Origin of the sequence: Brevibacterium sp. 239c, from assembly GCF_900169365.1 — a bacterium.
Taxonomy (GTDB): domain Bacteria; phylum Actinomycetota; class Actinomycetes; order Actinomycetales; family Brevibacteriaceae; genus Brevibacterium.
The window spans coordinates 213,133-236,550 of the sequence record NZ_FXZH01000002.1 but is presented as its reverse complement, the minus strand read 5'-3'; the positions used below and the strand labels follow the sequence as shown (position 1 = coordinate 236,550).

Genomic DNA, 23,418 nt, shown 5'->3' with positions numbered 1-23,418 from the left:
CTGGGTACGCCGGACGCGCGCCCACAGAGATTGTGGGCGTCGTAACTAGTGGTTCAAGGGGCTGGCAGTGTGACCGACAGCCCCTGACTTGTCTGATTCAGGACTCGACATGTCTCAAACTCTACAGGCACCAACTGCCGAGCAGCGCGCTCAGCTCTGCGACGCACTCACAACCTGCGCGAAGACACCGAAGAACGGCTCGCCCTTGTCATTGTCGGCACGATATTCGGCCAAAGTCTTCAGCACCCGCGGGCCACGCACACCAGTGAGGGGATCGAGGTCGATGACCGCGCATCGTGGAATCGCCTCACCGATCCGCACACGCATCCCGACACCCAATGAAATCTCGTGTCCGGACCAAGTCTCCTCTATATAAGGAGTATCGGTCTCGACAAGGACAGTCGCCCGAAACCTCGCGGCTTCGGCAAGCAGGCCCGGATGACGGAGTCGCTCGCCGAGGTCACGGATGGAGGCCGTACCCACGATCGCAATCGGATCCCCGTAGACGACGTCTCCCCGCGGGACCTGCGCCAGCCGCACGGGCTTGCCCAGCCAGGATGAGAGCAGCTCATCGTGTGGTCCCTTGATCAGCTCCGCTGCGACCGGCCTACCCCAGTAATAGCAGGTCAACCTCTCACCTGATACCTCTGCTACGGCGCAGACCGACCGCCCATCGGGCAGCCTGACCTCGAGTTCAGCACCGTAAAGCGTCGCGAGGACCGCGACCAGCGACGGGTTCTGCACCGTCCGCAGCACCTGTTGATTCCGGGCGTCGACGAGGCAGTAGCGCCGGTCGCCCACAGGCCCGTGCTCATCGAACTCGGCGCCCGACTGCGACTGGTGCCGAGTCCCCTTGATCGGTGTGAATCCGATGGAGCGAACATCAAAAGCGTCGTCCGGGAGCGAAGCTGATGGCGAAGGTGAACCGGAAGTGCTCACGACATCACGGCCCCACCGTCGATGCGCAGGATCTGACCGGTGGTGAATGCCGCACCATCGCTGGCGAGATAGGCGACCGCCTCGGCGATCTCACCGGGTGTGCCCATACGATCCAGGGCCTGGTTCGAAGTGTCGTAGTCCTGACCCGCGGTGAGAGCGGATTCCACGGGGCCCGGAGCCACCGAGTTGCAGCGGATTCCCTGCCGCCCGTACTCCTTAGCCACCCACTTCGTCAGCGCAATGATGCCGCCCTTGCTCGCCGCATAGGCTGGCCCGGACCGGGCACCTGCCTCACCATCGGACATGGCACCGCCGTTGATTCCCGAGATCGAGGAGATGTTGACGATCGACCCTGCGCCGGCGTTGATCATGTGCGGGTGCACGGCGGCCTTGATGAAGTTGAAGGTCCCGCCGAGGTTGGTGTCCAGGTCACGCTGCCACTGCTCGGCTGTGATCTCGTCGATCCCGATCCGGGCCGCCGTGCCCGCATTGTTGACGAGCATGTCGATCCCGCCGGAAACTCCGACGAAAGATCCGACGGCAGCGGTGACCGCCTCGGCGTCGCGGACGTCGAGTTCGAAACCGGTGAACGTCTGCTCGGGAAACTGCCCAGACAGACTGTCCGCGGCCGCCTCGGCACCCTTAATGTCAACAATTCCGACAGACGCTCCACGCTGGGCCAAAGATGTCGCGATGGCCAAGCCGATACCCTGGGCGGCCCCTGTGACCAGGGCCGATTTGTTGCTCAGCAGATAGGGTTCCATGGTTTTCCTTCAAGTAGTGAACGACAGGCAGTTGCCGGGACCGGAGTCCTAGCCGACGCCGAGGAGGTCGGGCAGCCAGTTCGAGATCGCCGGGACGTAGGTGATGAAGAGCAGGGCGATGATTGCGCAGATGAGGAATGGCATGATGCCGCGCACCACTTCCTCGAGTCTGACCTTGCCGATACCGGCTCCGACGTAGAGGTTGAGCCCCACGGGCGGAGTGAACAGGCCGATGGCGAGGTTGACGGTCATGAACACACCGATCGTCGTCATGTCCACACCGACTTCGAGCAGAATGGGCACGAGGATCGGGATGAACAGGTAGAACGCGCTGATCGCGTCGACGAAGGCGCCGACGATGAGCAGGATGATCGTGATCACCGCGAGGATGACGAACTTGTTGTCCGTGACCCCCAGCACCGCGCTCGACACCGTATCGGCAATGCCTTCGACCGTGATGACATAGGAGAAGAGGCTGGCCACACCGACGATGAACATGATGACAGCCGTCGAGACTCCCGACTCCAGGAACACCTTCGGCAGGTCCGGCAGCTTGAGTTCGCGGTAGACGAAGACACCGACCAACAGGGCAAACACCGAAGCCACAGCACCCGCCTCAGTAGGAGTGAAGATGCCACCGTAGATGCCGCCGAGGATGATGACCGGGATGAGCAGACCGGGGATGGCCTTGACCAGGGCCGCGAGGAATTCAGCGAAGCTGCCTTCTGCGGGAGCGCTCGGGCCGGTCACACCCCCGGTTCCGTTTCCGGACCCGGTCGTCACACCAATGTCCGCCGAGGTGGCCGGGCCGCTCGTGGAGACGGACGTTCCAGCCTTGTCGGCTTTCAGCAGACGAGTCTTCGTCGCACCATTGCCGTCGGTTCCTGCCGCCAAGGCCGACGCCGGCGTCGACGATGCAGTCGAGTCCGAGGACACGGCTGCCTCGGCGCCGGTGGTGGTTGCGGGCTCACGGCCTGCAGCCAGCAGCCCCTTGCCCGATTTCACGGGCAGGCCCGCGAGCTCACGAACACGGGGGACGAAGAGCGCGGCGATGAAGAAGGCCAGAGCCATGATCACGCCGGGCACGATGCCGGCGATGAACAGACGCGTGATCGAGATCGACCCGAACTCGGAGGCGACGACGGCGAAGATGATGAACGCGATCGAGGGTGGGACGACGATGCCCATCGAGCCGGAGGCCGCGACGAGGGAGACCGCGTGCTTCTTCTGGTATCCGTTGCGGATCAGTGCGGGGATGAGAATCGCACCGATCGCGGCCACCGTGGCCGGTCCGGATCCGGAGATCGCAGAGAAGAAGAACGCGGAGATGATCGTCACCGCGGCCAGCCCGTGGCTGAAGCGGCCGAAGACCAAGAACGCGAGGTCGACGAGGCGCTGGGAGATGCCGGTGTACTGCATGACGATGCCGGCGAGGACGAAGAACGGGATCGCCAGCAGCGTGCCCGAACTCATCGACGGGAACATCACCGAGGGCACCACGTCCAGTACCTGGAGTCCGTCGGTGGTGATGAGCACGGTGACGGCAGACAGGCCGAGGGCGAACGCCACCGGGATACCCAGGGCAAGGAACAGGAAGAAGCTTCCGAACAGCAGCAGCGTGATCATTTGCGGCCTCCCTGAGAGTCAGTGGTGTGATTGGCGTCAGCCTTGTGTACCGACCTGCTCAGCAGCTCTGCATCGTCGATGACAGGTGCGGCTTCCTGAGCCAGACGCTCAGCAACCGCCTCGGCAGAGGTGTCCTCGTGCAAGGACACCCGCGCGGCCTGCAAGGTGCGGACGATGCCTAGCAGCCCGGCCATCGGGATGGACAGTGTGAACAGCCACTGTGGAATGCCCAGCGATGGGGTCGCGCGGCCGCGGATGGCCTGGTGGACCATCATCTCGGAGCCCCAGATGAGGAGGACGGCGAGGAAGACGATCATCAGTGCCGCGCCGATGATGATGAGGGATCTGCGGATCTTCGGCTTCGCGTTCTCCACCAGGTAGGTGAAACCCAGGTGCGCGCCGAGGCGGATGCCCACGACCGCTCCCATCATCGTGAGCACGACGAGGAGGTTGATCGTGATCTCCTCACTGAAGGCCAGGGATGCTTGGAAGGTGTAGCGGGAGACTACGTTGACGAAGGTGACGAGCACGATCACCATGAACGAGGCGATGACGACCCAGTCTTCGAACCATTTGACGATTTTCATCTCAGAGTCCTTCCGGAATGAACGCTTCGGACATGTCCTTGCCCCAGATCTTGCGGTATTGCGCGTACAGCGGCTCCAGGGTGGTGCGGAACTCGTCCTTCTCGGAGTCGGTGAGTTCGTTGACTTCCATGCCGCCGTCCTTGAGTTCCTTGATCAGCTTCTGTTCGCCATCACGGTTCTTCTTGATCTGGAACTTGTTGGTGTCATCGGCCAGCCGGCTCACAAGCTCCTGGTCCTCGCCGTCGAGGGAGTCGAAGAGCTTCTCGTTGACGCCTAAGATCAGCGGGTCGTAGGAGTAGTTCCACAGTGTCAGGTAGGGCTGGACCTCCTGCAGATTCGAGGAGTAGATCACGTCGATCGGGTTCTCCTGACCGTCGATGGCACCCTGCTGCAGCGCGGTGAACACCTCGCCGAAGGGCATGGTCGTCGGGTTGGAGCCCAGTGCGCGGTAGAGGTCGGTGTAGAGACCGAAGCCTGGGATGCGAAATTTGAGTCCGTGCAGGTCATCCGGGGTGTGGATCGGATGGTGTGTGTTGGTGAGCTGACGCATTCCCGATTCGCCGAAACCCAGGAGGTGAACGCCGTGTTCGGACAGGTAGTCGGAGTAGACGTCTCCGCCCTTGCCCTCCAGCGCTTTCTGTCCGTCTTCGACGGTGTCGAAGATGAAAGGTGCGGTGACGGTGCCGAAGCGGGGGTCGACGGCCGAGTAGATGATCGGCGAGTTGTAGGAGAAGTCCTTCGCCCCGTCCATGAGCTGTTCGACGCCAGCTGTGGCCTCACCGGCGGAGAGACGTTCGTTGCCGAAGACCTTCAGGGTGATGCGGCCGTTCGTCTCCTCTTCGAGGTCCTTCGCGAACTTCTCGGCCGCGATGTACCAGGTGCTCGTGGAACCGGTCGTGACCGTCATCTTCCACCGGTACTTCTGCTTCCCGTCGTCGGTCGTGCCGAAGTTCGTTCCGCACCCGCTGACCAGCAGCACGAGCGTCACCAGCACAGCGAACCAGGCGAGCATGGTCCTCTTCGTCGGTGTTGTCGGCACCCTTGCCTCCATCATTGAGTTGTTCCTGTCTGTCTTCATCGTCGCAACTGCTTCGTCACGGCTGGTTGTCTAGGTCTGTTCAGGCCCGGGATCTGATCAGGTCTTCGGGGTGCCCGCGAAGTGGACGAGTCCGCCGTCGACGGGGATGAGTGTGGAGTTGATATAGCTCGAATCCTCCGAGGCGAGGAACACAGCAAGCTTCGCAATGTCCTCTGGCTGGCCCATCCGCCCCGTTGGGGACAGTGCGTGTCGAGCGGCGAGCATGTCCTCGACCGAATCGTAATGGCCGCTGATCGAGTTGTGGATGAGCGGCGTCTCGATAAGTCCCGGAGCGATCGAGTTCGCGCGGATGCCCTCAGCTGCGTATTGGGCGCCGACGACCTTCGTGAGTTCGATGAGTCCCGCCTTCGATGCGGCATAGGCGGGGTAGTCGTAGCCCATGTAGCGCATTCCGCCCACCGAGGAGACCGTGATGATCGATCCGCCTCCGGCCCTGCGCATATAGGGCAGTGCCTGCTTCATCGCGGCGAAGGCTCCGGTGAGGTTGATGCCGAGGGCCTTGGTGAAGGCAGCCGTTTCCAAGGTATCGAGTCCGCCGTTGACGACTATGCCGACGTTGTAATGCAACACCGTGGGTTCGCCGAGGCTGCTTGCACAGTGGTCGAAGGCCGCGGACAAGGAGTCCTCGTCGCCGACGTCGGCGACGACCGTGGTCATATGGGAGTCCGTGTCACCAGGGGACTCGGCCTCACCGAGGTGGTCCGGTGAACTGGCCCCGTCACCCGAGGCGCTGGACTCCCCGAGGGCCGCCCGTGCGTGGTTGAGGGCCGCCCGGTCGCGGTCGACGATGCACACTTTCGCACCCGCAGCGAGGAACGCCTTCGCTGCAGCGAACCCATTGTTGACCTGCCCGTCCGGCGTGCCGCAGCCGATGGCCATGACGACCTTGTCCTTGAGATCGTTCATCGTGCGCTCCCCCGCCCTTGTGAGTATTCGGCTTTGAGTTCCTTACGAGCCAGCTTCCCGTAGGCGGTGACGGGCATCGCCGCGACGAAATGGATCTCCTTGGGCACCTTATACGCCGCCAGCGTGGACTTGCACAGCGCACGCAGTCGCTCGCTCGGGTCAGTTCCGGCGCTCGCACCTGGGTCAGTGCTTGAGCCGTCGCTGGCATTCGCCGCGCCACTCGACGCTGGTTCGATGATCGCGATTCCGATCTCTCCCCACTGCGCATCGGGCACGCCCACGACAACCGCCTGGGCCACCTCGGCGTCGGTGAGAAGAAGCTCCTCGATCTCACGCGGGTACACGTTTGACCCACCTGAGATGTACATATCGGACTTTCGTCCGGTGAGGAACAGGAAGCCCGACTCGTCGAGGTAGCCGACGTCGCCGGTGTGGAAGACACCGTGGGCGAAGGCCTCGGCATTGGCGTCGGCGCGCCCCAGGTAGCCGGCGTAGACGGTGGGCCCGCCCACGCAGACCTCGCCCTGCTCTCCATCTGGCAGCTCGGTGCCTGACTCGTCGAGGATGACGATGTCGACACCGGTGCGGGCTCTGCCACAGGTGCCGATGCCAGCGGAGTCGACCGAAATCTGTCCATGCTCTTCCGGTCGCAGGACAGTGATCGCACCCGTCACCTCGGCGAGGCCGAAGTACTGCACGAGGCAGGCCCCGAGCCTGTCGAGGGCACGAGACTGGTCGGCTGCGAGCATCGGGGCACCTGCGTAGATGACTCGATTGAGACTGTGGTCGGCGGGCCCGCGATCAACCGGGTAGCCGGCGACGATGCGGTTGAGAATGGTCGGGACGGTGAAGGCGTTGGTGATTTCATAGCCGTCGATCGACTCCCACAGGGTGCTCGGATCAGCCTTGCCACCAGGGTGGATGACCGAGGGCGTACCGCCGAAGACCTGCGCGAGCATGTGAATCCCCGCCCCGTGCGAGAGCGGGGCGAGCACCAACGAAGCTCCGTCTTCGGTCTCGTTGGGAAAGAGATCGCAACGATGATTCATAAGCACGGCGCCGAGGTGGCGGTGCGTGAACGTGGCCGCCTTCGGTTTGCCCGTCGATCCGGAGGTGAAGAAGTACCAGCAGGGGTCGTCCTCTTCGACCGCGAAGTCCCCAATGCCATCCTCGGCGCCATCTGCCGCTTCCGTCGAGCGGACCACTTCGCGTCGAGAGGACCCTTTATAGCCTGCGCCATCGCCGCTAACTGGTCCGCTCGATGAGGGTGATCCATCTGGCAGCTCACCTATCCACAGAACGGCGCCAGTGAAGCCTGTCTGTTTCAGTGTTTCGACGAAGTCGGCATGGGCGCGGTCGACGACGATCGCGGCGGGGATGACATCGGCGCTGATGCTCAGCAGCTCTTCGGTCGACAGTGCGGCGTTCGGTGGGGCGATGACGGCTCCGGCACGGATGATGCCCCAGAAGGACTGGACCACCTCGGCGTGATTGGCCGAAACGAGGAGGACACTGTCCCGCCTGCCCACACCACTGGCTTGGAGGGTGCGGGCGAGTGCCTCGGCTCGGGCATCGAGTTCGCTCCAGGTCCAGCGCACCGAGTGATCGTCGTCGATGACGGCGGTGTGGTCCGGGATCCGCCGTGCTGTCTGGGTGAGGAAGCGGGAGACGTTGACGCCGCGGCGAGGTGTGGGTGTGAAGTCCTTGGCCGGTGAGGTCTGGGAGATGGCGCGCATCAGCGTGTGCGCTCGAGGATCGAGGCGAAGTTGGATACGGCGGCTCCGCCCATGTTGAAGATTCCGGCCAGTTGCGGATCTTTGATCTGGATGCCTGGTGAGCGGCCCGTGAGCTGGGCTGCTGCGAGCGCATGCATGGAGACTCCGGTGGCACCGATGGGGTGGCCCTTGGCTTTGAGCCCGCCGGAGGGGTTGACCGGGAGTCTGCCGCCGACGGCAGTGGTCCCGTCTTCGAGGAGCCGGTGGCCCTGACCTGGTTCGGCGAGACCGAAGGCCTCGTATTCGAGGAGTTCGGCGATGGTGAAGCAGTCGTGGGTCTCAAGCAGGTCGAGATCAAAGATCCCGATTCCGGCTACGTCGAGGGCCTGGTACATGGCGTGGCGGGCGCCGGCCATCGCCAGAGGATCGCGCTGGGACAGGGGCATGACGTCGTTGGCGCTGCCCATGCCACGCCAGGTCACGGCCTGTGGAGCCGAGACCGCAACATCCTCGGCGGCCATGACCAGAGCAACGGCCCCGTCGGAGACCAACGAGCAGTCAGTGCGGCGCAGGGGTTCTGCGACGTAGGGGTTCTTCTCCGAGACCATGTTGCAGAACTCGTAGCCGAGGTCCTTCTGCATGTGGGCCAACGGATTGTGGGAGCCGTTGGCGTGATTCTTCGTGGCGATCTTGGCCAGGGTTTCCGAGTGGTCACCGTAGCGGTCGAAGTACCGGCGGGCGATCTCTCCGAAAACGCCGGCGAAGGATTTGAAGTGCTCTTCCTCTTCCCGGTAACTGGCACTGAGCAGGACCTCGTTGACCTCATGGCCCGAGGCCTGTGTCATGCGTTCGGCTCCGATGACCAGGGCGGTCTTGTGCCTGCCTGCGGCGATGGAGTCATGAGCGGCGAAGACCGCGGTGGAGCCTGTGGCACAAGCATTCTCATGCCGATGGGCTGGAGTCAGTGCGAGTTCGGGGAAGACGACGCCGGGAAGTGCGGCTTCGAATCCCTGCTTGGACAGACCGTTGTTGTAGACCCCGACGTGGATGACGTCGATGTCGGATGGCTCGAGTCCCGCATCGGCAATGGCACCCCGTGCGACGTCGCCCATCATCTCGGGAAGCGGTAATTCGGAGCGCCCAAACTTTCCGTGGGACCAGCCGATGATCGCAGGCTTGGACATGGACACTCCTTCGGGTCCGCCACCGAGGTGGGGCAGTCGACAGTAACTCCTGCTGTCATACTTTCGTCAGTCCCAGTTATTGGTCAACACGAATCCACCATATGGAACAAGGAGTGGCACCAGTTGTCGATCCCGTGTGTCTCATCGGTCACCAGCAGTCATCAACCTGTCATCGGCCGTCATCACTCAAGGTTGGAATACACATATTCTCGAAACCGCTCAGGCACGTGGGCTCTCTGCCACTCGAGTTCACGTGCCAGCTCGGTTCCGGCGAGCGCCTTCTTCGTATAGCGCGCCAATTCGCGGCTATGACCGGCCATATGTGCAACTGCCACAGCTTGACCGCAGGCTCGTGCAACGGCAGTACTCGCATCCTCAGACGCCTCCCGCGCGGCCGCATGGCAGCCGAATGCGAGTTTTCGCATTTTCCCGACCGCCAGTTGTCCATCTGCGAACTGCACTGCGCCGTCGAGTGCTTCCCCCGGTCGCGGATCGTCCGGGCGAGCAGCAGAGAACACTGGCAACAGCCTCTCGGCGCATGCCACCGTCCATCTGATCAATTCCTGTCGGTCACGTTCGGGCAGTGTCGGGTCAGAGGTATCCGGCTTCATCACTCGATTGTCTCAACAGCGGATGGAGGTGCAACCGCCCAGTCGCGACACCGCAGGAGCGCCAAGGCACGTATGCGTGCCTAATGGTCTCGACGCGACGGCGGAGTTTCGATGACAGCGGAGTAGCGGCAGCGCGCAACCCACCCCGACCGCTCAGTCGATGAGGTCCGAATCTCTATGCGCTTCACCCTTCAGCAGCTCGGCCGTAAGCCCCTCACCCCTTGAGCCGTGTCATCTCCGGGTCGAAGATCGGCTCCGCGGTGACCGTCGCCGGAAGCCGACGACCCAGGTACTCGATCTCGACGCCGTCTCCGACGCTCATGGTGTTCGGCAGCCAGGCGTAGGCGATGGTCTGCCCGATCGAGTACCCATAGGACGCCGAGGTGACATAGCCGTCAGCCTTGCCCGCTCCGTTCGCCTCGCCCTCAGCACCAACCCCGGCTCCAGCGCCCCCTTTCACATACACGGGTTCGCTGCCGAGCACGACGTCTTCCCGACGGTCGAGCGTCAGGCACGTCAGCTTCTGAGTCGCAGCTGCGGCCCGGTCCGCCAGCGCAGCTTTGCCCCGGAAGTCATCGGTCTTCGAAGCCTTGACCGCGAAGCCGAGCCCCGCCTGCACGGGCTCGTGCTCGCTGGTCATATCCGAGCCGAAGGAGCGGAAGCCCTTCTCCAGACGCATCGAATTGAAGGCCTCGCGACCGCCGGCGATGAGCCCGAACTCGCGACCTGCCTCCCACAGCACATCCCAGAGTCGATGCCCCAGATCCGCCGAGGTGTAGAGCTCCCAACCGAGCTCGCCGACGTAGGACAGGCGCATCGCTGTGACGGGGATGCCGCCGATGGTGATCTGCTTGGTACGGAAGTATTTGAGTCCATCGTTGCTGAGGTCGTCGTTGCTGACCCGGCCGATGACTTCCCGCGCCAGCGGACCCCACAGGCCGATGCAGCACGTTCCCTGCGTCGTTTCACGAACGGTGGCCCACTTCGCCGGATCCGCCGCCGACTGTTCCCTGGCCGCGCGGGTGATGTAGGCGAAGTCGATGTTCGAGTTCGCCCCCACCTGATAGGTCTGCTCGTCGAGGATCGCGACAGTGATGTCGCTGGTGATGCCGCCCTCATCATCGAGCAGAAGGGTGTAGCTGACTGCCCCGGGTTTGCGCAGCATCGACGAGGTGGTCAGTCCGTGCAGCAGTTCGCCGGCACCCGGCCCTTTGACCTCGAAACGCTTCAGCGCAGTCATGTCATACATGGCGACATTCGTCCGCGTCTTCCACGCTTCGACGGCCGCGATCGGCGAATGGAACATGTCCGCCCAGCCCTCACGCTCAGGCGCCTTCCACTCCTCGGGCAGCTCCTCGAGCAAAGACGAATTGGCTTCGTACCAGTGAGGACGTTCCCACCCATTCGTCTCGAGGAAGAATGCGCCGAGTGCCTTCTGCTGCTCGTTGAATGGGCTCAGCCGCAGATCCCGGGGTGAGACGCGTGGCTGCAGGGGGTGGATGACGTCGTAGATCTCGACGAAGTTCTGCTGCGAGGTTTCGCTGACATATTCGAGCGTTGTCAGTGCGTCCTCGAAGCGGTTGAGGTCGATGCCGGACAGGTCCGTGTTCGAACGCCCGAGCGAGATGAGTTCGGCGACGGCCTTCGCGATGCCGGCACCGTGGGTGACCCAGACCGCCTCGGCGACGAAGAATCCGTCGACCTCTCGGGACTGTCCCACGAGTGATCCGCCGTCGGGGGTGAAAGAGAAGATGCCGTTGAAGCCGCGCTGGACTTCGGTCTGGCGCAGTTCGGGCAGCAGCTCCTGCGTGGCCTCCCATTCACGGGCGAAGTCCTCCGGGGTGAAGTCCAGGCTCGAGGGCATGACCTCGTCGGTGATCTCATCGGGTGAGTAGGTCCGCAAGGTGTCGAGGTCGACGGGCATCGGCCGGTGGGCGTAGGAGCCGATGCCGATCCGGTCTCCCCATTCACGGTAGTAGAGGTCCTTGTCCTGGTAGCGCAGGATGGGCGCCGAGGCTCCTGCGGGCTGTTCGTTCTTCCCGGCCAGGCTGGGTACTTCGGTGGTCCAGGCGAACTGGTGGCCCAGCGGCAGCAGCGGGATCGTGGTTCCGACCATCTCTCCGATGTTCGGGCCCCAGAATCCGGCACAGGAGACGACGACATCGGCCGGAAACCGGTCCTCTCCTGCGAGCACTGCGGTGACCTTACCCCCGGACTGTTCGATGCCGGTGACAGCGGTGCGGTCGCGGAATTCGACACCGGCGGCCCGGGCTCGATCCATGACCAGCTGGGTTCCGCGGGCGGCGAGCGCCAACCCGTCGCCGGGGGTCACCAGACCGCCGAGGACCTTGTCCGGGTTGAGCAACGGGAACAGACGAAGGCATTCCTTCGCATCGACCACCTCGGCGTCGACGCCCCAGGATCGGTTCCATCCGGCACGGCGGTGCAGGTCTTGGAGCCGATCTTCCTGGGTGGCGATCTCCAGACCGCCGACGGGTAGGAATGATCCGCGACCATCGGGACCGGTCAGGGAGGTCAGCTTCTCGATCGTGTACTGGGCGAACTCGGTCATCGACTTCGAGCCGTTGGAGGAGAAGACGAGACCCGGTGCATGCGAAGTCGAGCCGCCGGGGATGTTCAGCGGGCCCTGTTCGAGGACGAGGGTGTTTGTCCAGCCCAGCTGGGCGAGTTCGTCCGCGAGGTTAGCTCCGACGATGCCGGCTCCGATGATGACGACTCGGGGTGAGGAAATCGGCACTGTGTACTCCTTTGTGGTGCAGGGAAAATCTGGGTTGGTGCGAAAGGCTGTGCTGGCGAATGGTGCGGTCGGAGCGGGCGGCGACCCCTCCCCCTCGGATCAGGTCACCCTCAGAGCAGGTGCCCCCTCGGATCAGGCGTCGATGATCAGGTCGCTCAACGCGGTCGAACAGCAGGGCAGGAACTTCCCGGCCTCGATCTCTCGTGCGCGGATGCCGCCCTGGTGGTTCATGTCGACGTCACCGTCGAGCTTGACGACCTTGCACGAACCGCACATGCCTTCCTGGCAGTTCGCCCCGATCTTCACACCCGCGGCCCTGGCAGCGTCGAGGACGAATTCGTCCGAGGCGACGCGAACGTTGAGCTCGCTGCGCACGAACGCCATCGTGTGCTCCCCTTCGCCGACAGTAGCGAAGGTCGCCGGGTCGACGACCGTGGTTTCGTCATCTGACTCGACATCTGCGCTCATAACGTCCCCCGCCGAGGCTGTGCCCGGGTCGGTCTCGACCGTCGCAACCGCTTCGGCGTCCGCCACGACCACCTCAACCTCGGGCTCGAAGGGAACCTCGGCCAGGGCGTCGACAGCCTCCACCGGATCCCCGGTGGTTTCGACGGGCCCGTCGGCGGTGTACTCCGGTTCGTACATCTCCAGCGCAGCCGGCTGCTGTTCGTAGTACTCCTCGGTCGATGACGCGATCTCTTCGGCGATCTCCCCAGCCAGGGCGACCTCCTCGGCGTATTCGCGTCTGGTCGCACGGTCTCCGGAAAAGAACTCCATGAACACCGAGGTGTCGTCCACGCCGACCTCGCGCAGACACTGCGTCGCCGTGTTGAGATAGCCCTCGGGACCACAGGCGAACACCTGCCGCCCATTGGCATCAGGGACGACCTCTTCGAGGAGCGCGGTCGAGAGGCGGCCGGTCTTCCCGACCCAGACGCTTCCGGCGCCGGCCGACTCGTCTGCCAGCGTCCGGTCCCCCTGTGCCCGGTCCCCCAGGGTGTAGATGACCTCAATCCGGAAATCGGCGCGGGCCAGGAAGTCCAGCTCTTCGGCAAACGCGAAGCGATCCGGTGCGGAGCCGTGATAGAGCAGGACGACGTCGGCCTGACCTGGAAGGGAATGGATCGTGCGCACCATCGACATGAGCGGGGTGATCCCTGCTCCGGCCGCAAGCAGCAGGTACCGGGCTCGCCGATCATAGTCGGCGAGATGGAAGGCGCCCACCGGACCCAGCATCTCCAGGACGGCGCCGACCCGCAGAGACTCATGCGCCCAGGTCGAGACGAGCCCCTTCGGGTCGCGTTTGATCGTGATGGAGAACGTCCACGGTTCCGTCGGCGCACTCGAGATCGAGTAGCTGCGAGACACCGGCTCGGCGTCCGAACCATGCACGGGGAAGTCGATGTTGATGTACTGACCGGACCGAAATGCCAGTGGGGCACCGTCCATCCGGCGGAACACGAAGACCATCATGTCGCCCGCCTCGGGGATGGTCTCCACACACTCGGCGGAGAATTCCTGGGGGTGCCACGGGCCCAAAGCCGTGGCGGCACCGGCGGGCCCGGTGGTGGACGAGAGGACCCGGTTCCACGGCATCTCGAGGCCCCGGACCCGCTGCGCCAACGGAATCATCGGGTCGTCGATGCGCTTCATCCCACGTGCTCCCGCATCCGCTGCACGTACCAATTGATGAAGGCCTCGACCTGATATTCGCTCTTCATATAGGGACCCTGCTCGTAGAACGGGCTACTCGCACCACGTTGGCAGAGTTCGACGAAGTCCTTGTCCTGCAGGTTCGTCTGCTTCCACGTGTGCGTCAGCGTCTCGAGGTCGTAGTCGACGCCTTCAACCGCATCGTCGGCGACGAGCCACGTGGTCCGCACCTGAGTCTGGTGAGCATTGATCGGAAGCACCGTGAACGTCACGACATGATCGCCGAGGAGGTGGAACCAGCTGTTGGGCTGCAGGTGCATGGAGCAGCGACCCAAACGAAAATCGGGAAGATCGCCGAGGAGCTTCTTCACCAACCGTCGCCCGTGGGCTGAGAATGACTCCCCCTGCCCGTCGAGAGATTCGCGCGAGATCCGGATACCGGCGATGCGGGTGTCGAGTTCTTCGACGACCTCGTAGGGCAGTCCGTAGCGGCGGCACCGGTATTCCAGCGAGGCCTGTGCCTGCTGGTTGCGGTCCCAGACGTCCTCGAGGTGCGGTGGGATCGTGTCGTCGGTCAGCCCCCAGGTCGGGAACAGGGCGCAGGCCAGTTCCGGGTGCCCATCACAGTGGTAGCACTCGCGGTTGTTCTCCATCACGAGTTTCCAGTTGGCTTCCTCGATGATGTTCTGCTGATAGGCCACCTTCGTCTTCGCGAGTTCGTGCGGGGCGACATAGGGGGCGAAGATCGCTGCGGTGTCATCGAAATCAGCTGGGGGTTCATCGGCCAGGCACAGGAAGACGAGGCCAGCAGCGATCTTCCCGTGGGCTCGTTTGAGCGAATAGCAGGCCTTGTCGAATTCCATCTCACCCGGCGCCGAGGCGTGGATGAGGTGCCCGTCGGGTGAATAGGTCCACGAGTGGTATCCGCAGACCAGGTTGCTCGTGGTGCCGGCCGCCTCGGTGAGAACGCGGGCCCCGCGGTGGCGGCACACGTTGTGGAGGACGTTGACGCCCCCGTCGTCGGTGCGCAGGACAAGGAGCGAGTACGGACCATAGTCGAGGGTGACGTAGTCCCCGGGCTCTGGGATCTCGGCGACGCTGCAGGCGAAGATCCAGTTCTGCCCGAAGATGGCCTGCATATCGAGATTGAAGAGATGGTCGTCGGTGTAGAAAGGAGCCTCGAGAGAGAATCCGGTGCGTCGCGTGTCGAGCAGTCGGCGGAGCTCATCGAGTCTCTCTGCGCTGAAGCCAGCAGGGAATCCCTTCTTCGTCGGCGCCAGATTCACTGCGGTCAATTCCATCTCCCTTGATGTCTGCTGCTGTGCTGCACAGCGCGTCGGCTTCGGCTCCCTGCTCGGAGCACAGTGCCTCGATCCGTGCTGTCACAAACGACACTAGCGATCTGAACACTGCAGGAAAAGCGGGAGATTCTGATGAATTATATGCGGTTTATCCGCATGGTTCGGGGCACAATGGTGTCATGATCGATCCGCGTCTCATCACGCTTCGCACATTCGCCGCCTGCGGTACCGTCGCCGCCACGGCCGAGCTCACCGGCTACTCGCCTTCGGCCGTCTCCGGACAGCTGCGCGAACTCCAGCACTCACTGGGAATGACGCTGCTCGTCAAGGACGGGCGAGGGTTGCGCCTGACCGCAACGGGTCGGCATCTTGTCCGCCGCTCCGACCGACTCATCGCCGAGTGGGAGGAGATTCGAGCCTCGTCCCTGACTGCCGGCGACCACACCCCCTCACATTTCGGCATCGGCGGGTTCTCAACCGCCTCGTCGAACCTCCTCGCCCCATTGGCTGCGAAGCTGCGTGGGGCTCACCCTGATGTCGGAGTCCACGTGATCGAGGCCAGCCCGGCACGCTGCTTCGAGCTCCTCGTGGCTGAACGCATCGACCTCGCGGTGGTGGTCGCGATGCAGGGTGAGGTTCAGGTCGAGGAAGACCCGCGTTTCGACAAGATCGATCTCCTCGACGATCCGCTCGACGTCATGGTCCCTTCCGACCACGAGGTGGCTGAGCGTGAGTCGGTCTCACTCGCGGAGCTCGCCGGGGAGGAATGGATCAGTGCCGGACCCGGCTCGCCGTATCACGCGCTGTTCGTTGCGGCGTTCACTGCGGCCGGCGTCACCCCGACCGTCGCCCACGAGACGATCGAGTGGGAGACGTCTGCCGCACTCGTCGGTGCGGGAGTCGGAGTCAGCCTCATTCCGCGGCTGGCCAGTTCACTGGGTGAGGCGAATGTGACACGAGTTCGACTCAGCGGCTCCGGGAGGCTGAGTCGGAAGATCATCGCCGCCGTCCGAGCGGGCAGCCGGGACTCGCCATTCATCAAAGAATCACTGGCGCACCTGCGAACGACCTCGCGGCACATCCTCTCAACCCGCCTCGATGAGACGCCCGCGACGGCCTGACGTGGGTAGTCTCGGGCTGCGGGACGGCCGCGACGGCCTGACGTGGGTGGTCTCGAGGTACAGGACCGGACCTATTGACAGAAGTCTCCCGTGACCGCGAGACTGCTCGTACGTCTGATAACAGACTGATATTTCAGGAACCGTCGGCGCTTCCTGACCGCCTTTTCGCCCACCGACCATGGGACGACGACGCTTCTTGGACATCGACAGCGGTGCGACACAGATGGAGACTCAACGATGAGCAACAAGGCAATCAGCTACGCAGGCCCCGGCAAGGTCGAGGTCATCGACACCGAATATCCCGAGTTCGTCCTCAAGGACGGGCCCGGCGTCCATCCCGCCAATGTCGGCCGCAAGGTCGATCACGGCGTCATCCTCAAGACCGTAGCCACGAACATCTGCGGCTCCGACCAGCACATGGTCCGCGGCCGCACCACCGCACCCGAAGGGCTCGTCCTCGGCCACGAGATCACCGGCGAAGTGGTCGAAGTCGGTCGCGATGTCGAGTTCGTCAAGGTCGGCGATCTCGTCTCTGTGCCGTTCAACATCTCCTGCGGTCGGTGCCGGAACTGCATCGAACGCCAGACCGGCATCTGCCTCAACGTCAACCCCGACCGTCCAGGCTCTGCCTACGGCTACGTCGACATGGGCGGCTGGGTCGGCGGCCAGGCCGAGTACGTCCTCGTGCCCTATGCCGATTGGAACGTTCTGAAGTTCCCGGACAAGGACCAGGCGATGGAGAAGATCCTCGACTTGGCCATGCTCTCCGATATATTCCCCACCGGATTCCACGGTGCGGTCGGGGCCGGCGTCACGATCGGTTCGACGGTCTACGTCGCCGGTGCAGGCCCGGTCGGAATCGCTGCGGCCACCTCGGCGCAGCTCCTCGGTGCCTCGGTCGTCATCGTCGGTGACCTCAACGAGGACCGTCTGGCACAGGCACGGGCCTTCGGATGCGAGACCGTCGATGTGTCCAAGGGTGACCCGAAGGACCAGATCGAGCAGATCCTCGGCACTCCCGAGGTCGACTGCGGCATCGACGCGGTGGGCTTCGAGGCGCGCGGCCATGGCAAGGATGCGGCCACGGAAGCCCCGGCGACCGTGCTCAACTCGCTCATGGACATCACCCGTGCCGGCGGCAGCCTGGGCATTCCGGGCCTCTACGTCACCGGCGATCCGGGGGCGGCCGACGAAGCAGCGCAGCAGGGTTCACTGTCGATGCGCTTCGGCCTCGGCTTCGCGAAGTCCCACGTCTTCGTCACCGGACAGTGCCCAGTCATGAAGTACAACCGCGGCCTGATGCACGCGATCCTCAACGACAAGGTGACGATCGCGAAGAACGTCAACGCCACCCCGATCGCACTCGACGACGCCCCACAGGGTTACGCCGACTTCGACTCCGGTGTCGCAAAGAAGTTCGTCCTCGATCCCCACGGCATGATCAGGGCCTGAGTCAACGCCAACTCAGGGCCTGCTCAGCGCCTGAAGCAGCGCCTTGCACCAACAGCAGCTCTCACCGAAACTCGGCCGCTACGTCGAGACCCTCAGTTGCACACTCGTACTTCGACGTAGCGGCCGAGTTTCGGTGAGCAGTCAGCAGCCAGCGCCCGCGTCTCGGCGCAACGCCCATGTCTCGGCGAGCAACCAGCGCCCCGCGACCAGCCAGCCGCTGCCAACAATCCGCGACCAGCACAGCATTGAACCAGCCCGCCCCTCAGCCCACTTCGTCCATCAAGCGCGCGAACGCCAGGTGGGCGAGCGCTGCGGCCTGGTCGCCGAGGAGTCCATCATCGAAGACCACCCTGGGCGAGTGGTTGGTTTCCGCGTTCGGGTCCACACCCTCTGGTGTGGCTCCGAGGAACACGAAGGTGCCGGGCACTTTCTGGAGCACATAGGAGAAGTCCTCGGATCCCATCCGCGGTACTGCCATCTCCTCGACGCGTTCGGAACCGAAGACCTCGCCGAGGCGGTCGATGACCAGCTGGGACTCGGCAGGGTTATTCATGGTCACGGGGAAACCGAGACGCAGGTCCACCTCGGCGGTGCATCGGTGCGCGCGGGCGATGCTCTCCGCGATCTCGTGCACCCGTTCCTTGACCAGCGCGATGGATTCGGCAGAGAGGTAGCGAATAGAAGCGGTGAGCTTCGCGGAGTCCGGGATGACGTTGCTGGCCTGTGCGCCCTCGAGCTGCGTCACGGAGACCACGACGGGATCGAAGATGTCGAAGGACCGGGAGACCATTGTGTTCAAGGCGAGCGCGATTTCGGCAACTGCCGGTACTGGGTCGCGCGTGGCCTGCGGCTGGGAGCTGTGGCCGCCGGCGCCGTGGATCTTCAGGTTGAGATCGGCGAAGCCTGCCATGAGCGGCCCGCCTTTGGTGGTGAACCTCCCACGCTCGTCGGCTTCGACGTGGATGCCGTACGCGGCGACGACCGGCACACCGGCCGCTTCGAGGAGGCCTTCGTCGATCATCGGCTCGGCCCCGCCCTCAACCTCCTCGGCGGGCTGGAACATGAACACGATGGAGCCGGGCAGCTCGTCCCGGTGAGCGGCGAGCAGTCGGGCGGCACCGACGAGTCCGGCGGTGTGCATGTCATGGCCGCACGCATGCATGTTGCCGTTGGTCGACGCGTATTCGAGACCGGTGTCCTCGGCCACCGGCAGTGCGTCCATGTCCCCGCGCAGCAGCACCGCAGGTCCGGTTCGTCCCCCCTTGAGCACAGCGACGATCGAGGTCAGCGACTCCCCCGTGGTGATCTCAAGGCCCAAGCCAGCGAGTTCGTCGAGGACGGTTCTCTGCGTGAACGGCAGCTGGTAGCCGAGCTCGGGATGGGCGTGCAGGGTGCGACGCAAGGTCACGAGGTCGTCCTGCAGACCCTGAGCCTCGGTGCGGAAATCTGGGGTGGAGCCGGATGGTGATGCGGACATGAGAGCGGTTCTCCTTCGAGCCAAATGAGCGGTGCGTCCGACTCTACTGAGCTTCGAGCCGAGCTGAATGACAGTCCCTACTGTGTATCGGATCCGACTGCAGAGTCATCGGGCCTGACCGCAGAGCCATAGGCGGCGACGAACCGGGTGAAATCCTCAAGGAAGTCATCGACCCGATCACCGAGGGCGTCCAGGCCGGAGGCGAACGCGGTGAGGGCTGTCGCGACGTCGTCTTCGAAGATCCGCGCCCCCTTCTCCGTTCGCGAGATCTCATGGGCGGAATCCCCTGAACGCCGCGAACGCTGCAGGAGCCCTTCGGCCATCGCCGCATTGATCTGCCGATTCACGGTTGACTGCTCGAGAGACAGTTCAGCCGCGATCTCCTTGAGCGTGCGAGACTTCCCATCGGCGAACATCCACAGAATCCGCAGGTCCGCCGTGCCCAGCTCCATTGTGCGCGATTGCTCCCGCTGAGCGCGATCGAGTCGGGAGATGAGGGCGGCAACCTTACGATCATCAGGAAGGTCTGAATCGAGGGGAAGGGTTGCTTCCTCGCGTGAACTCCGAGTGGTTGTCCAGTCGGTTTTTGGTCGAGGCCTCATAGCTATATAGTTTATACAGAAGATCGATATGTATCATACATAATCCCCCTCGGGCGGAGCTCGCGGCACGGGACAGGAAGAAGACTCGTTTGAACCATCAGCACAACAGCCCTGGCGATCCGACCACGGCCTCCGCAGCTCCAGCGGCCCCAGCCGCCAAACCGCTGCTCATCGTCATGGTCCTCGGCTTCTCCAGCCTGTGCGCCGCGCTCATGCAGTCCCTGGTGATCCCGATCCAGCCGGAGCTGCCGCACCTGCTCAACACCTCGGCGAGCAACGCGGCCTGGGTCGTCACCGCCACCCTGCTCGGTGGAGGCGTAGCCATGCCTGTGGCCGGTCGCCTCGCCGACATCTACGGCCGCAAGCCAGTCCTCGTCGCCTCGGCCATCATTCTGCTCGTGGGCTCCGTCATCTGCGCCATGTTCTCGACCATCGGCCCGGTTCTCATCGGACGCGTCCTGCAGGGGTTCGCCATGGGATACATCCCGGTGGCGATCAGCTTCGTCCGCGAAATCACTCCGCCTGCCATGCGCAACTCAGCGGTCGCGGGCATCAGCGCCACGCTCGGAGTCGGCGGCGCCCTCGGCCTGCCGATCGCGGCCTGGATCGCTCAGGACTTCGACTGGCATATGCTGTTCTGGCTCTCGGCCGTGCTCGCCGCGGCGATGGTCGTGCTCTCACTCGTCGTTCTCCCGCACACCTCGCCAGTGGATCCCGGACGGTTCGACGTCCTCGGCGCTGTGGGGCTCGCGGTCGGCATCGTCGGCGTTCTCGCTGGAATCTCGAAGGGCAATGACTGGGGATGGAGTGCCCCCTCAACTCTGCTGGCGATCATCGGCGGAGTCATCGTCCTCATCGCCTGGGGCTTCTTCGAAGTGCGACACCCCCACCCGCTCGTCGATCTGCGCACCACCGTCCGACGCCCGATCCTCCTGACGAACATCGCGGGAATCCTCATCGGCTTCGGCATGATGGCGCAGTCGATCGTCGTCCCCCAGCTCCTCCAGATGCCCGAGGCCACCGGCTACGGACTCGGCCAGTCGATCCTCCAAGCCGGACTGTGGATGGCTCCGGCCGGTCTGATGATGCTGGCCTTCACCCCGATCTCGAGTCGCCTCCTCTCAACCATCGGCGGGCGTCCGACGCTTGCGCTCGGAGCCACGGTGATTGCCGGCGGCTATGTATTCGCCGTCTTCCTCGACGGGGCACCCTGGCAGCTCATGATCGCCACCTGCATCGCCTCGGCGGGGGTCGGCATCGGGTACGCAGCGATGCCGACGCTCATCCTCGAGAACTCCCCCGCCGCCGAGGCTGGTGCCGGGGTCGGCGTCAACGCCCTCATGCGGTCGATGGGCACAACCCTGGCCGGCGCGGTGATGGCGATCGTGCTCACGAGCCAGACCGTGTCGGTGGGTGGAGCCCAGATCCCCGCCGAGGCGGCCTTCCGCACCTGCTTCATCATCGGTGCCGCGGCCGCATTGGCCGGAGCCCTCGTCGTGCTGCTGATCAAGCGCAGCAAGCCGGAATCGCATGTCGTCGAGACCCCGGAGAACGCCGAGTCCCACGCCTGATCGTTCCCGACGCCCGAGGTCTCTGGCCTCGAGCCATGGACCTCGGGCGTCGGCATGCGTACCGTGGTCGGTGACGCGACCACTCGATGAGGAGACCGCTGTGCGCATCATCATCACCCAGAACATGACCCTCGACGGCCGAGTTGAGATGCTCGACGACTGGTTCGACCCACAGGCTCAGGATGAGGAACTGTCCGCCGAGCTCATGCGCCAATCAGCCCACGAGGATGTGCTGCTGCTCGGGCGACAGACCTTCGAGGACTTCCGCGGCTATTGGCCGCTGCAGACGGATGACACCACCGGAGTCGCCGAACATCTCAACCAGGTCGACAAACGAGTGGTGTCGACGACACTGAGTGATCCGGGCTGGCAGAACACAACACTGATCAGCAGCGATCCCGTTCGAGCCGTTACAGCTCTGCGCGATGCACCGGGCCGCGATGTCATCCTCACCGGCAGCATCACCCTGGCGCATGCGCTCATCACCGCCGAGGTGGTCGATGAGTTCCGGATGTTCACCTATCCCGTGTGGCAGGGCCGCGGGCGTGGCTTCTTTCCCGAGGGCGCTCCCGCACCGAGGCTGCATCTGCTCGAGTCGAAGTCATTTCCCAGTGGGGTCGTCTACTCGGCCTACAGTCCGCTCACCTGAGGCACCTCAGGCCGTACCGAACATCACCTTCCGCCCATCGGGGTCCTGAACGGTGACGACGACCTCATCGACATCGATCAGCGGCGCCCCCACGCTCTCGACATCGGCGAGGAACGCCTCCTGATCCTCAATCCGGAAGTACAGGTGAGTGAGGTTCGACTCGCTGTTCGGCGGAAAACTGTAGTCCGCGAAGCCATGTGCGTCGTGGAGGGCGACCTGAACTCCCTCGACCTCAAGTACGAAGTACGTGTACTCGTCATTGCCCTCTTCCTCCAGCGGCACACCAGCCAGGTCTCGATAGAACGCCGCGGTCTTCGCGCTGTCCTGACATGTCAGAAAGACTCCCCTGAACCGTGCAGTCATGATCGGGCTCCTTTGCCGCTTGGGTTATCCAAGTGTCCTGTCTTGCCAAGCGACGGTCAAGGTCCACTCAGCCGGCGGCAACGTCAACCTGTTAGCCTGACGGGCTGATGCCGAAAGCAGGAGTGAGTGTGCAGAAGAGCAAATGGTTATTGGGCCTCGTCGTCGCGACAGCAGTGGGATCACTGGCAGCCTGCGGCTCCCCCGAGGAAGAGCCGAAAGCCCAAGAGACATCCGCCTCGGCGAAGCAGGAGGCCGGAAGCGACGCGTCCGGACAAGGACAAGACCAGGGACAAGAAGGCAAGCCGGACACCAAGGGCATCCCTGACGTCGTCGCCGAGGTCAATGGTGAGAAGATCACCAAAAAGGACTTCGTCCCCCTCTATGAGACCCAGTACCAGCAGATGCAGATGCAGTCGCAGCAGTCGGGTCAGCAGGTCGATGAGAAGCAGCTCAAGACGCAGACGGCTGAGAACCTGGTGAGCACCGAGCTGCTCAGCCAGGAAGCCGACAAGCGCGGCATCAAGGTCTCGGACAAGGACGTCGACAAAGGGCTCGAAGAATCCGCCAAGTCCAGCCAGATGAGCAAGAAGGACTTCCTCGCCGCCATGAAGAAGCAGGGCATGGACGAGAAGAAGGTCCATTCCGAGCTGAAGACCCAGCTGTCCATCGAAGGCCTCATCAAGGATGAGTACGGCGAGTTCAAGGCCAGCGGCGAAGAGATCGGCCAGGCCTATGAGCAGGCGAAGAGCCAGCAGGAGCAGATGGCCCAGCAGGGCGGCCAGCAGGCTCAGGAAGTCCCACCGCTTGAGGAGATGCGTCCGCAGCTCGAGGAGCAGGTGAAGAGCCAGAAGTCGACCGAGGCGACTCAGAAGTACGCGAAGAAGCTTCGCAAGCAGGGCGACGTCAAGGTCAACCTCTGATCCGCACGATCACCGATTTCGGCTGAATAGACTCGGGCGCACCGGCCCGAGTCTCATTCTTGGGGAATTTCGGAGTGTTCCTCGCCAAATCCCTGCGTGCGCTCTAATGTGTAGGGGAAC

At 63.8% G+C, this 23,418-nt stretch carries 20 protein-coding genes; 5 read left to right on the top strand and 15 right to left on the bottom strand.

Going from position 1 to position 23,418, the window contains the following annotated elements:
• Positions 1–150: 150 nt before the first annotated feature.
• From BSP239C_RS02885 to BSP239C_RS02830, 12 genes are all read right to left on the bottom strand, one after another.
• Entirely contained in the window at positions 151–939 is a 789-nt protein-coding gene (locus BSP239C_RS02885) for an MOSC domain-containing protein (RefSeq protein ID WP_101570105.1), read from the bottom strand.
• A complete protein-coding gene (locus BSP239C_RS02880; protein WP_101570104.1) occupies positions 936–1,703 on the bottom strand; it encodes an SDR family NAD(P)-dependent oxidoreductase in 768 nt (255 codons plus the stop codon). Before BSP239C_RS02880 ends, BSP239C_RS02885 begins: the two co-directional genes overlap by 4 nt.
• Positions 1,704–1,751: 48 nt before the next feature.
• Positions 1,752–3,329 carry a TRAP transporter large permease gene (locus BSP239C_RS02875; protein WP_101570103.1) on the bottom strand — a complete coding sequence of 526 codons (1,578 nt, stop codon included), beginning with the start codon at positions 3,327–3,329 and terminating at the stop codon, positions 1,752–1,754.
• On the bottom strand, positions 3,326–3,916 hold the full coding sequence (locus BSP239C_RS02870) for a TRAP transporter small permease (protein ID WP_257930048.1): 591 nt from the start codon (positions 3,914–3,916) through the stop codon (positions 3,326–3,328). Before BSP239C_RS02870 ends, BSP239C_RS02875 begins: the two co-directional genes overlap by 4 nt.
• Before the next feature lies 1 nt (position 3,917).
• Positions 3,918–4,970 carry a DctP family TRAP transporter solute-binding subunit gene (locus BSP239C_RS02865; protein WP_226830786.1) on the bottom strand — a complete coding sequence of 351 codons (1,053 nt, stop codon included), beginning with the start codon at positions 4,968–4,970 and terminating at the stop codon, positions 3,918–3,920.
• Positions 4,971–5,051: 81 nt separating this feature from the next.
• Positions 5,052–5,921 carry an SDR family NAD(P)-dependent oxidoreductase gene (locus tag BSP239C_RS02860; protein WP_101570101.1) on the bottom strand — a complete coding sequence of 290 codons (870 nt, stop codon included), beginning with the start codon at positions 5,919–5,921 and terminating at the stop codon, positions 5,052–5,054.
• Entirely contained in the window at positions 5,918–7,657 is a 1,740-nt protein-coding gene (locus BSP239C_RS02855; RefSeq protein WP_101570100.1) for an AMP-binding protein, read from the bottom strand. Before BSP239C_RS02855 ends, BSP239C_RS02860 begins: the two co-directional genes overlap by 4 nt.
• On the bottom strand, positions 7,657–8,820 hold the full coding sequence (locus BSP239C_RS02850; protein WP_101570099.1) for a thiolase domain-containing protein: 1,164 nt from the start codon (positions 8,818–8,820) through the stop codon (positions 7,657–7,659). The genes BSP239C_RS02855 and BSP239C_RS02850 overlap by 1 nt, the downstream gene beginning before the upstream one ends.
• Before the next feature lie 182 nt (positions 8,821–9,002).
• Entirely contained in the window at positions 9,003–9,431 is a 429-nt protein-coding gene (locus BSP239C_RS02845) for a putative immunity protein (RefSeq protein WP_101570098.1), read from the bottom strand.
• 214 nt (positions 9,432–9,645) lie between these two features.
• Positions 9,646–12,189 carry an FAD-dependent oxidoreductase gene (locus BSP239C_RS02840; protein ID WP_101570097.1) on the bottom strand — a complete coding sequence of 848 codons (2,544 nt, stop codon included), beginning with the start codon at positions 12,187–12,189 and terminating at the stop codon, positions 9,646–9,648.
• Positions 12,190–12,321: 132 nt separating this feature from the next.
• The gene (locus BSP239C_RS02835) at positions 12,322–13,842 is read right to left on the bottom strand and encodes a flavin reductase family protein (protein WP_101570096.1); all 1,521 of its coding nucleotides are present in this window, start codon (positions 13,840–13,842) and stop codon (positions 12,322–12,324) included.
• Positions 13,839–15,137: an SRPBCC family protein gene (locus BSP239C_RS02830; RefSeq protein WP_374701012.1), complete on the bottom strand. Its 1,299-nt coding sequence runs from the start codon at positions 15,135–15,137 to the stop codon at positions 13,839–13,841. Before BSP239C_RS02830 ends, BSP239C_RS02835 begins: the two co-directional genes overlap by 4 nt.
• Positions 15,138–15,322: 185 nt before the next feature.
• Here BSP239C_RS02830 and BSP239C_RS02825 point away from each other — a divergent pair, with 185 nt between their 5' ends.
• Together BSP239C_RS02825 and fdhA are read left to right on the top strand one after the other, a co-directional pair.
• On the top strand, positions 15,323–16,264 hold the full coding sequence (locus tag BSP239C_RS02825; RefSeq protein ID WP_101570094.1) for a LysR family transcriptional regulator: 942 nt from the start codon (positions 15,323–15,325) through the stop codon (positions 16,262–16,264).
• A 237-nt stretch (positions 16,265–16,501) separates the two neighbouring features.
• Positions 16,502–17,716, top strand: a complete 1,215-nt coding sequence (gene fdhA / locus BSP239C_RS02820) for a formaldehyde dehydrogenase, glutathione-independent (RefSeq protein ID WP_101570093.1) — start codon at positions 16,502–16,504, stop codon at positions 17,714–17,716.
• 262 nt (positions 17,717–17,978) lie between these two features.
• Here fdhA and BSP239C_RS02815 read toward each other — a convergent pair whose 3' ends face one another.
• Both BSP239C_RS02815 and BSP239C_RS02810 read right to left on the bottom strand, forming a co-directional pair.
• Complete coding sequence (locus BSP239C_RS02815) at positions 17,979–19,193, bottom strand: M20 family metallopeptidase (protein WP_101570092.1); 1,215 nt, start codon at positions 19,191–19,193, stop codon at positions 17,979–17,981.
• Positions 19,194–19,270: 77 nt separating this feature from the next.
• Positions 19,271–19,795 carry a MarR family winged helix-turn-helix transcriptional regulator gene (locus BSP239C_RS02810; protein WP_219618831.1) on the bottom strand — a complete coding sequence of 175 codons (525 nt, stop codon included), beginning with the start codon at positions 19,793–19,795 and terminating at the stop codon, positions 19,271–19,273.
• An 89-nt stretch (positions 19,796–19,884) separates the two neighbouring features.
• On the opposite strand from BSP239C_RS02810, the gene BSP239C_RS02805 reads away from it, so the two are divergent.
• Both BSP239C_RS02805 and BSP239C_RS02800 read left to right on the top strand, forming a co-directional pair.
• The gene (locus BSP239C_RS02805; RefSeq protein WP_101570090.1) at positions 19,885–21,366 is read left to right on the top strand and encodes an MFS transporter; all 1,482 of its coding nucleotides are present in this window, start codon (positions 19,885–19,887) and stop codon (positions 21,364–21,366) included.
• A gap of 100 nt (positions 21,367–21,466) precedes the next feature.
• Positions 21,467–22,015: a dihydrofolate reductase family protein gene (locus tag BSP239C_RS02800; RefSeq protein ID WP_219618839.1), complete on the top strand. Its 549-nt coding sequence runs from the start codon at positions 21,467–21,469 to the stop codon at positions 22,013–22,015.
• Positions 22,016–22,021: 6 nt separating this feature from the next.
• On the opposite strand, the gene BSP239C_RS02795 is transcribed toward BSP239C_RS02800, so the two are convergent.
• A complete protein-coding gene (locus BSP239C_RS02795) occupies positions 22,022–22,378 on the bottom strand; it encodes a VOC family protein (protein ID WP_101570088.1) in 357 nt (118 codons plus the stop codon).
• Positions 22,379–22,506: 128 nt separating this feature from the next.
• On the opposite strand from BSP239C_RS02795, the gene BSP239C_RS02790 reads away from it, so the two are divergent.
• Positions 22,507–23,298, top strand: coding sequence for a SurA N-terminal domain-containing protein (locus BSP239C_RS02790; RefSeq protein WP_257930047.1), 792 nt, complete (start codon positions 22,507–22,509; stop codon positions 23,296–23,298).
• Positions 23,299–23,418: the final 120 nt, after the last annotated feature.

What these genes read in the sequence shown, in the direction of transcription:
- BSP239C_RS02875 (WP_101570103.1), bottom strand. Translation starts at nt 3,329, where the DNA reads ATGATCACGCTGCTGCTGTTCGGAAGCTTCTTCCTGTTCCTTGCCCTG.
- BSP239C_RS02870 (WP_257930048.1), bottom strand. Translation starts at nt 3,916, where the DNA reads ATGAAAATCGTCAAATGGTTCGAAGACTGGGTCGTCATCGCCTCGTTC.
- BSP239C_RS02815 (WP_101570092.1), bottom strand. Translation starts at nt 19,193, where the DNA reads ATGTCCGCATCACCATCCGGCTCCACCCCAGATTTCCGCACCGAGGCT.
- BSP239C_RS02835 (WP_101570096.1), bottom strand. Translation starts at nt 13,842, where the DNA reads ATGAAGCGCATCGACGACCCGATGATTCCGTTGGCGCAGCGGGTCCGG.
- BSP239C_RS02795 (WP_101570088.1), bottom strand. Translation starts at nt 22,378, where the DNA reads ATGACTGCACGGTTCAGGGGAGTCTTTCTGACATGTCAGGACAGCGCG.
- BSP239C_RS02880 (WP_101570104.1), bottom strand. Translation starts at nt 1,703, where the DNA reads ATGGAACCCTATCTGCTGAGCAACAAATCGGCCCTGGTCACAGGGGCC.
- BSP239C_RS02860 (WP_101570101.1), bottom strand. Translation starts at nt 5,921, where the DNA reads ATGAACGATCTCAAGGACAAGGTCGTCATGGCCATCGGCTGCGGCACG.
- BSP239C_RS02825 (WP_101570094.1), top strand. Translation starts at nt 15,323, where the DNA reads ATGATCGATCCGCGTCTCATCACGCTTCGCACATTCGCCGCCTGCGGT.
- BSP239C_RS02850 (WP_101570099.1), bottom strand. Translation starts at nt 8,820, where the DNA reads ATGTCCAAGCCTGCGATCATCGGCTGGTCCCACGGAAAGTTTGGGCGC.
- fdhA (WP_101570093.1), top strand. Translation starts at nt 16,502, where the DNA reads ATGAGCAACAAGGCAATCAGCTACGCAGGCCCCGGCAAGGTCGAGGTC.
- BSP239C_RS02865 (WP_226830786.1), bottom strand. Translation starts at nt 4,970, where the DNA reads ATGATGGAGGCAAGGGTGCCGACAACACCGACGAAGAGGACCATGCTC.
- BSP239C_RS02845 (WP_101570098.1), bottom strand. Translation starts at nt 9,431, where the DNA reads ATGAAGCCGGATACCTCTGACCCGACACTGCCCGAACGTGACCGACAG.
- BSP239C_RS02810 (WP_219618831.1), bottom strand. Translation starts at nt 19,795, where the DNA reads ATGAGGCCTCGACCAAAAACCGACTGGACAACCACTCGGAGTTCACGC.
- BSP239C_RS02855 (WP_101570100.1), bottom strand. Translation starts at nt 7,657, where the DNA reads ATGCGCGCCATCTCCCAGACCTCACCGGCCAAGGACTTCACACCCACA.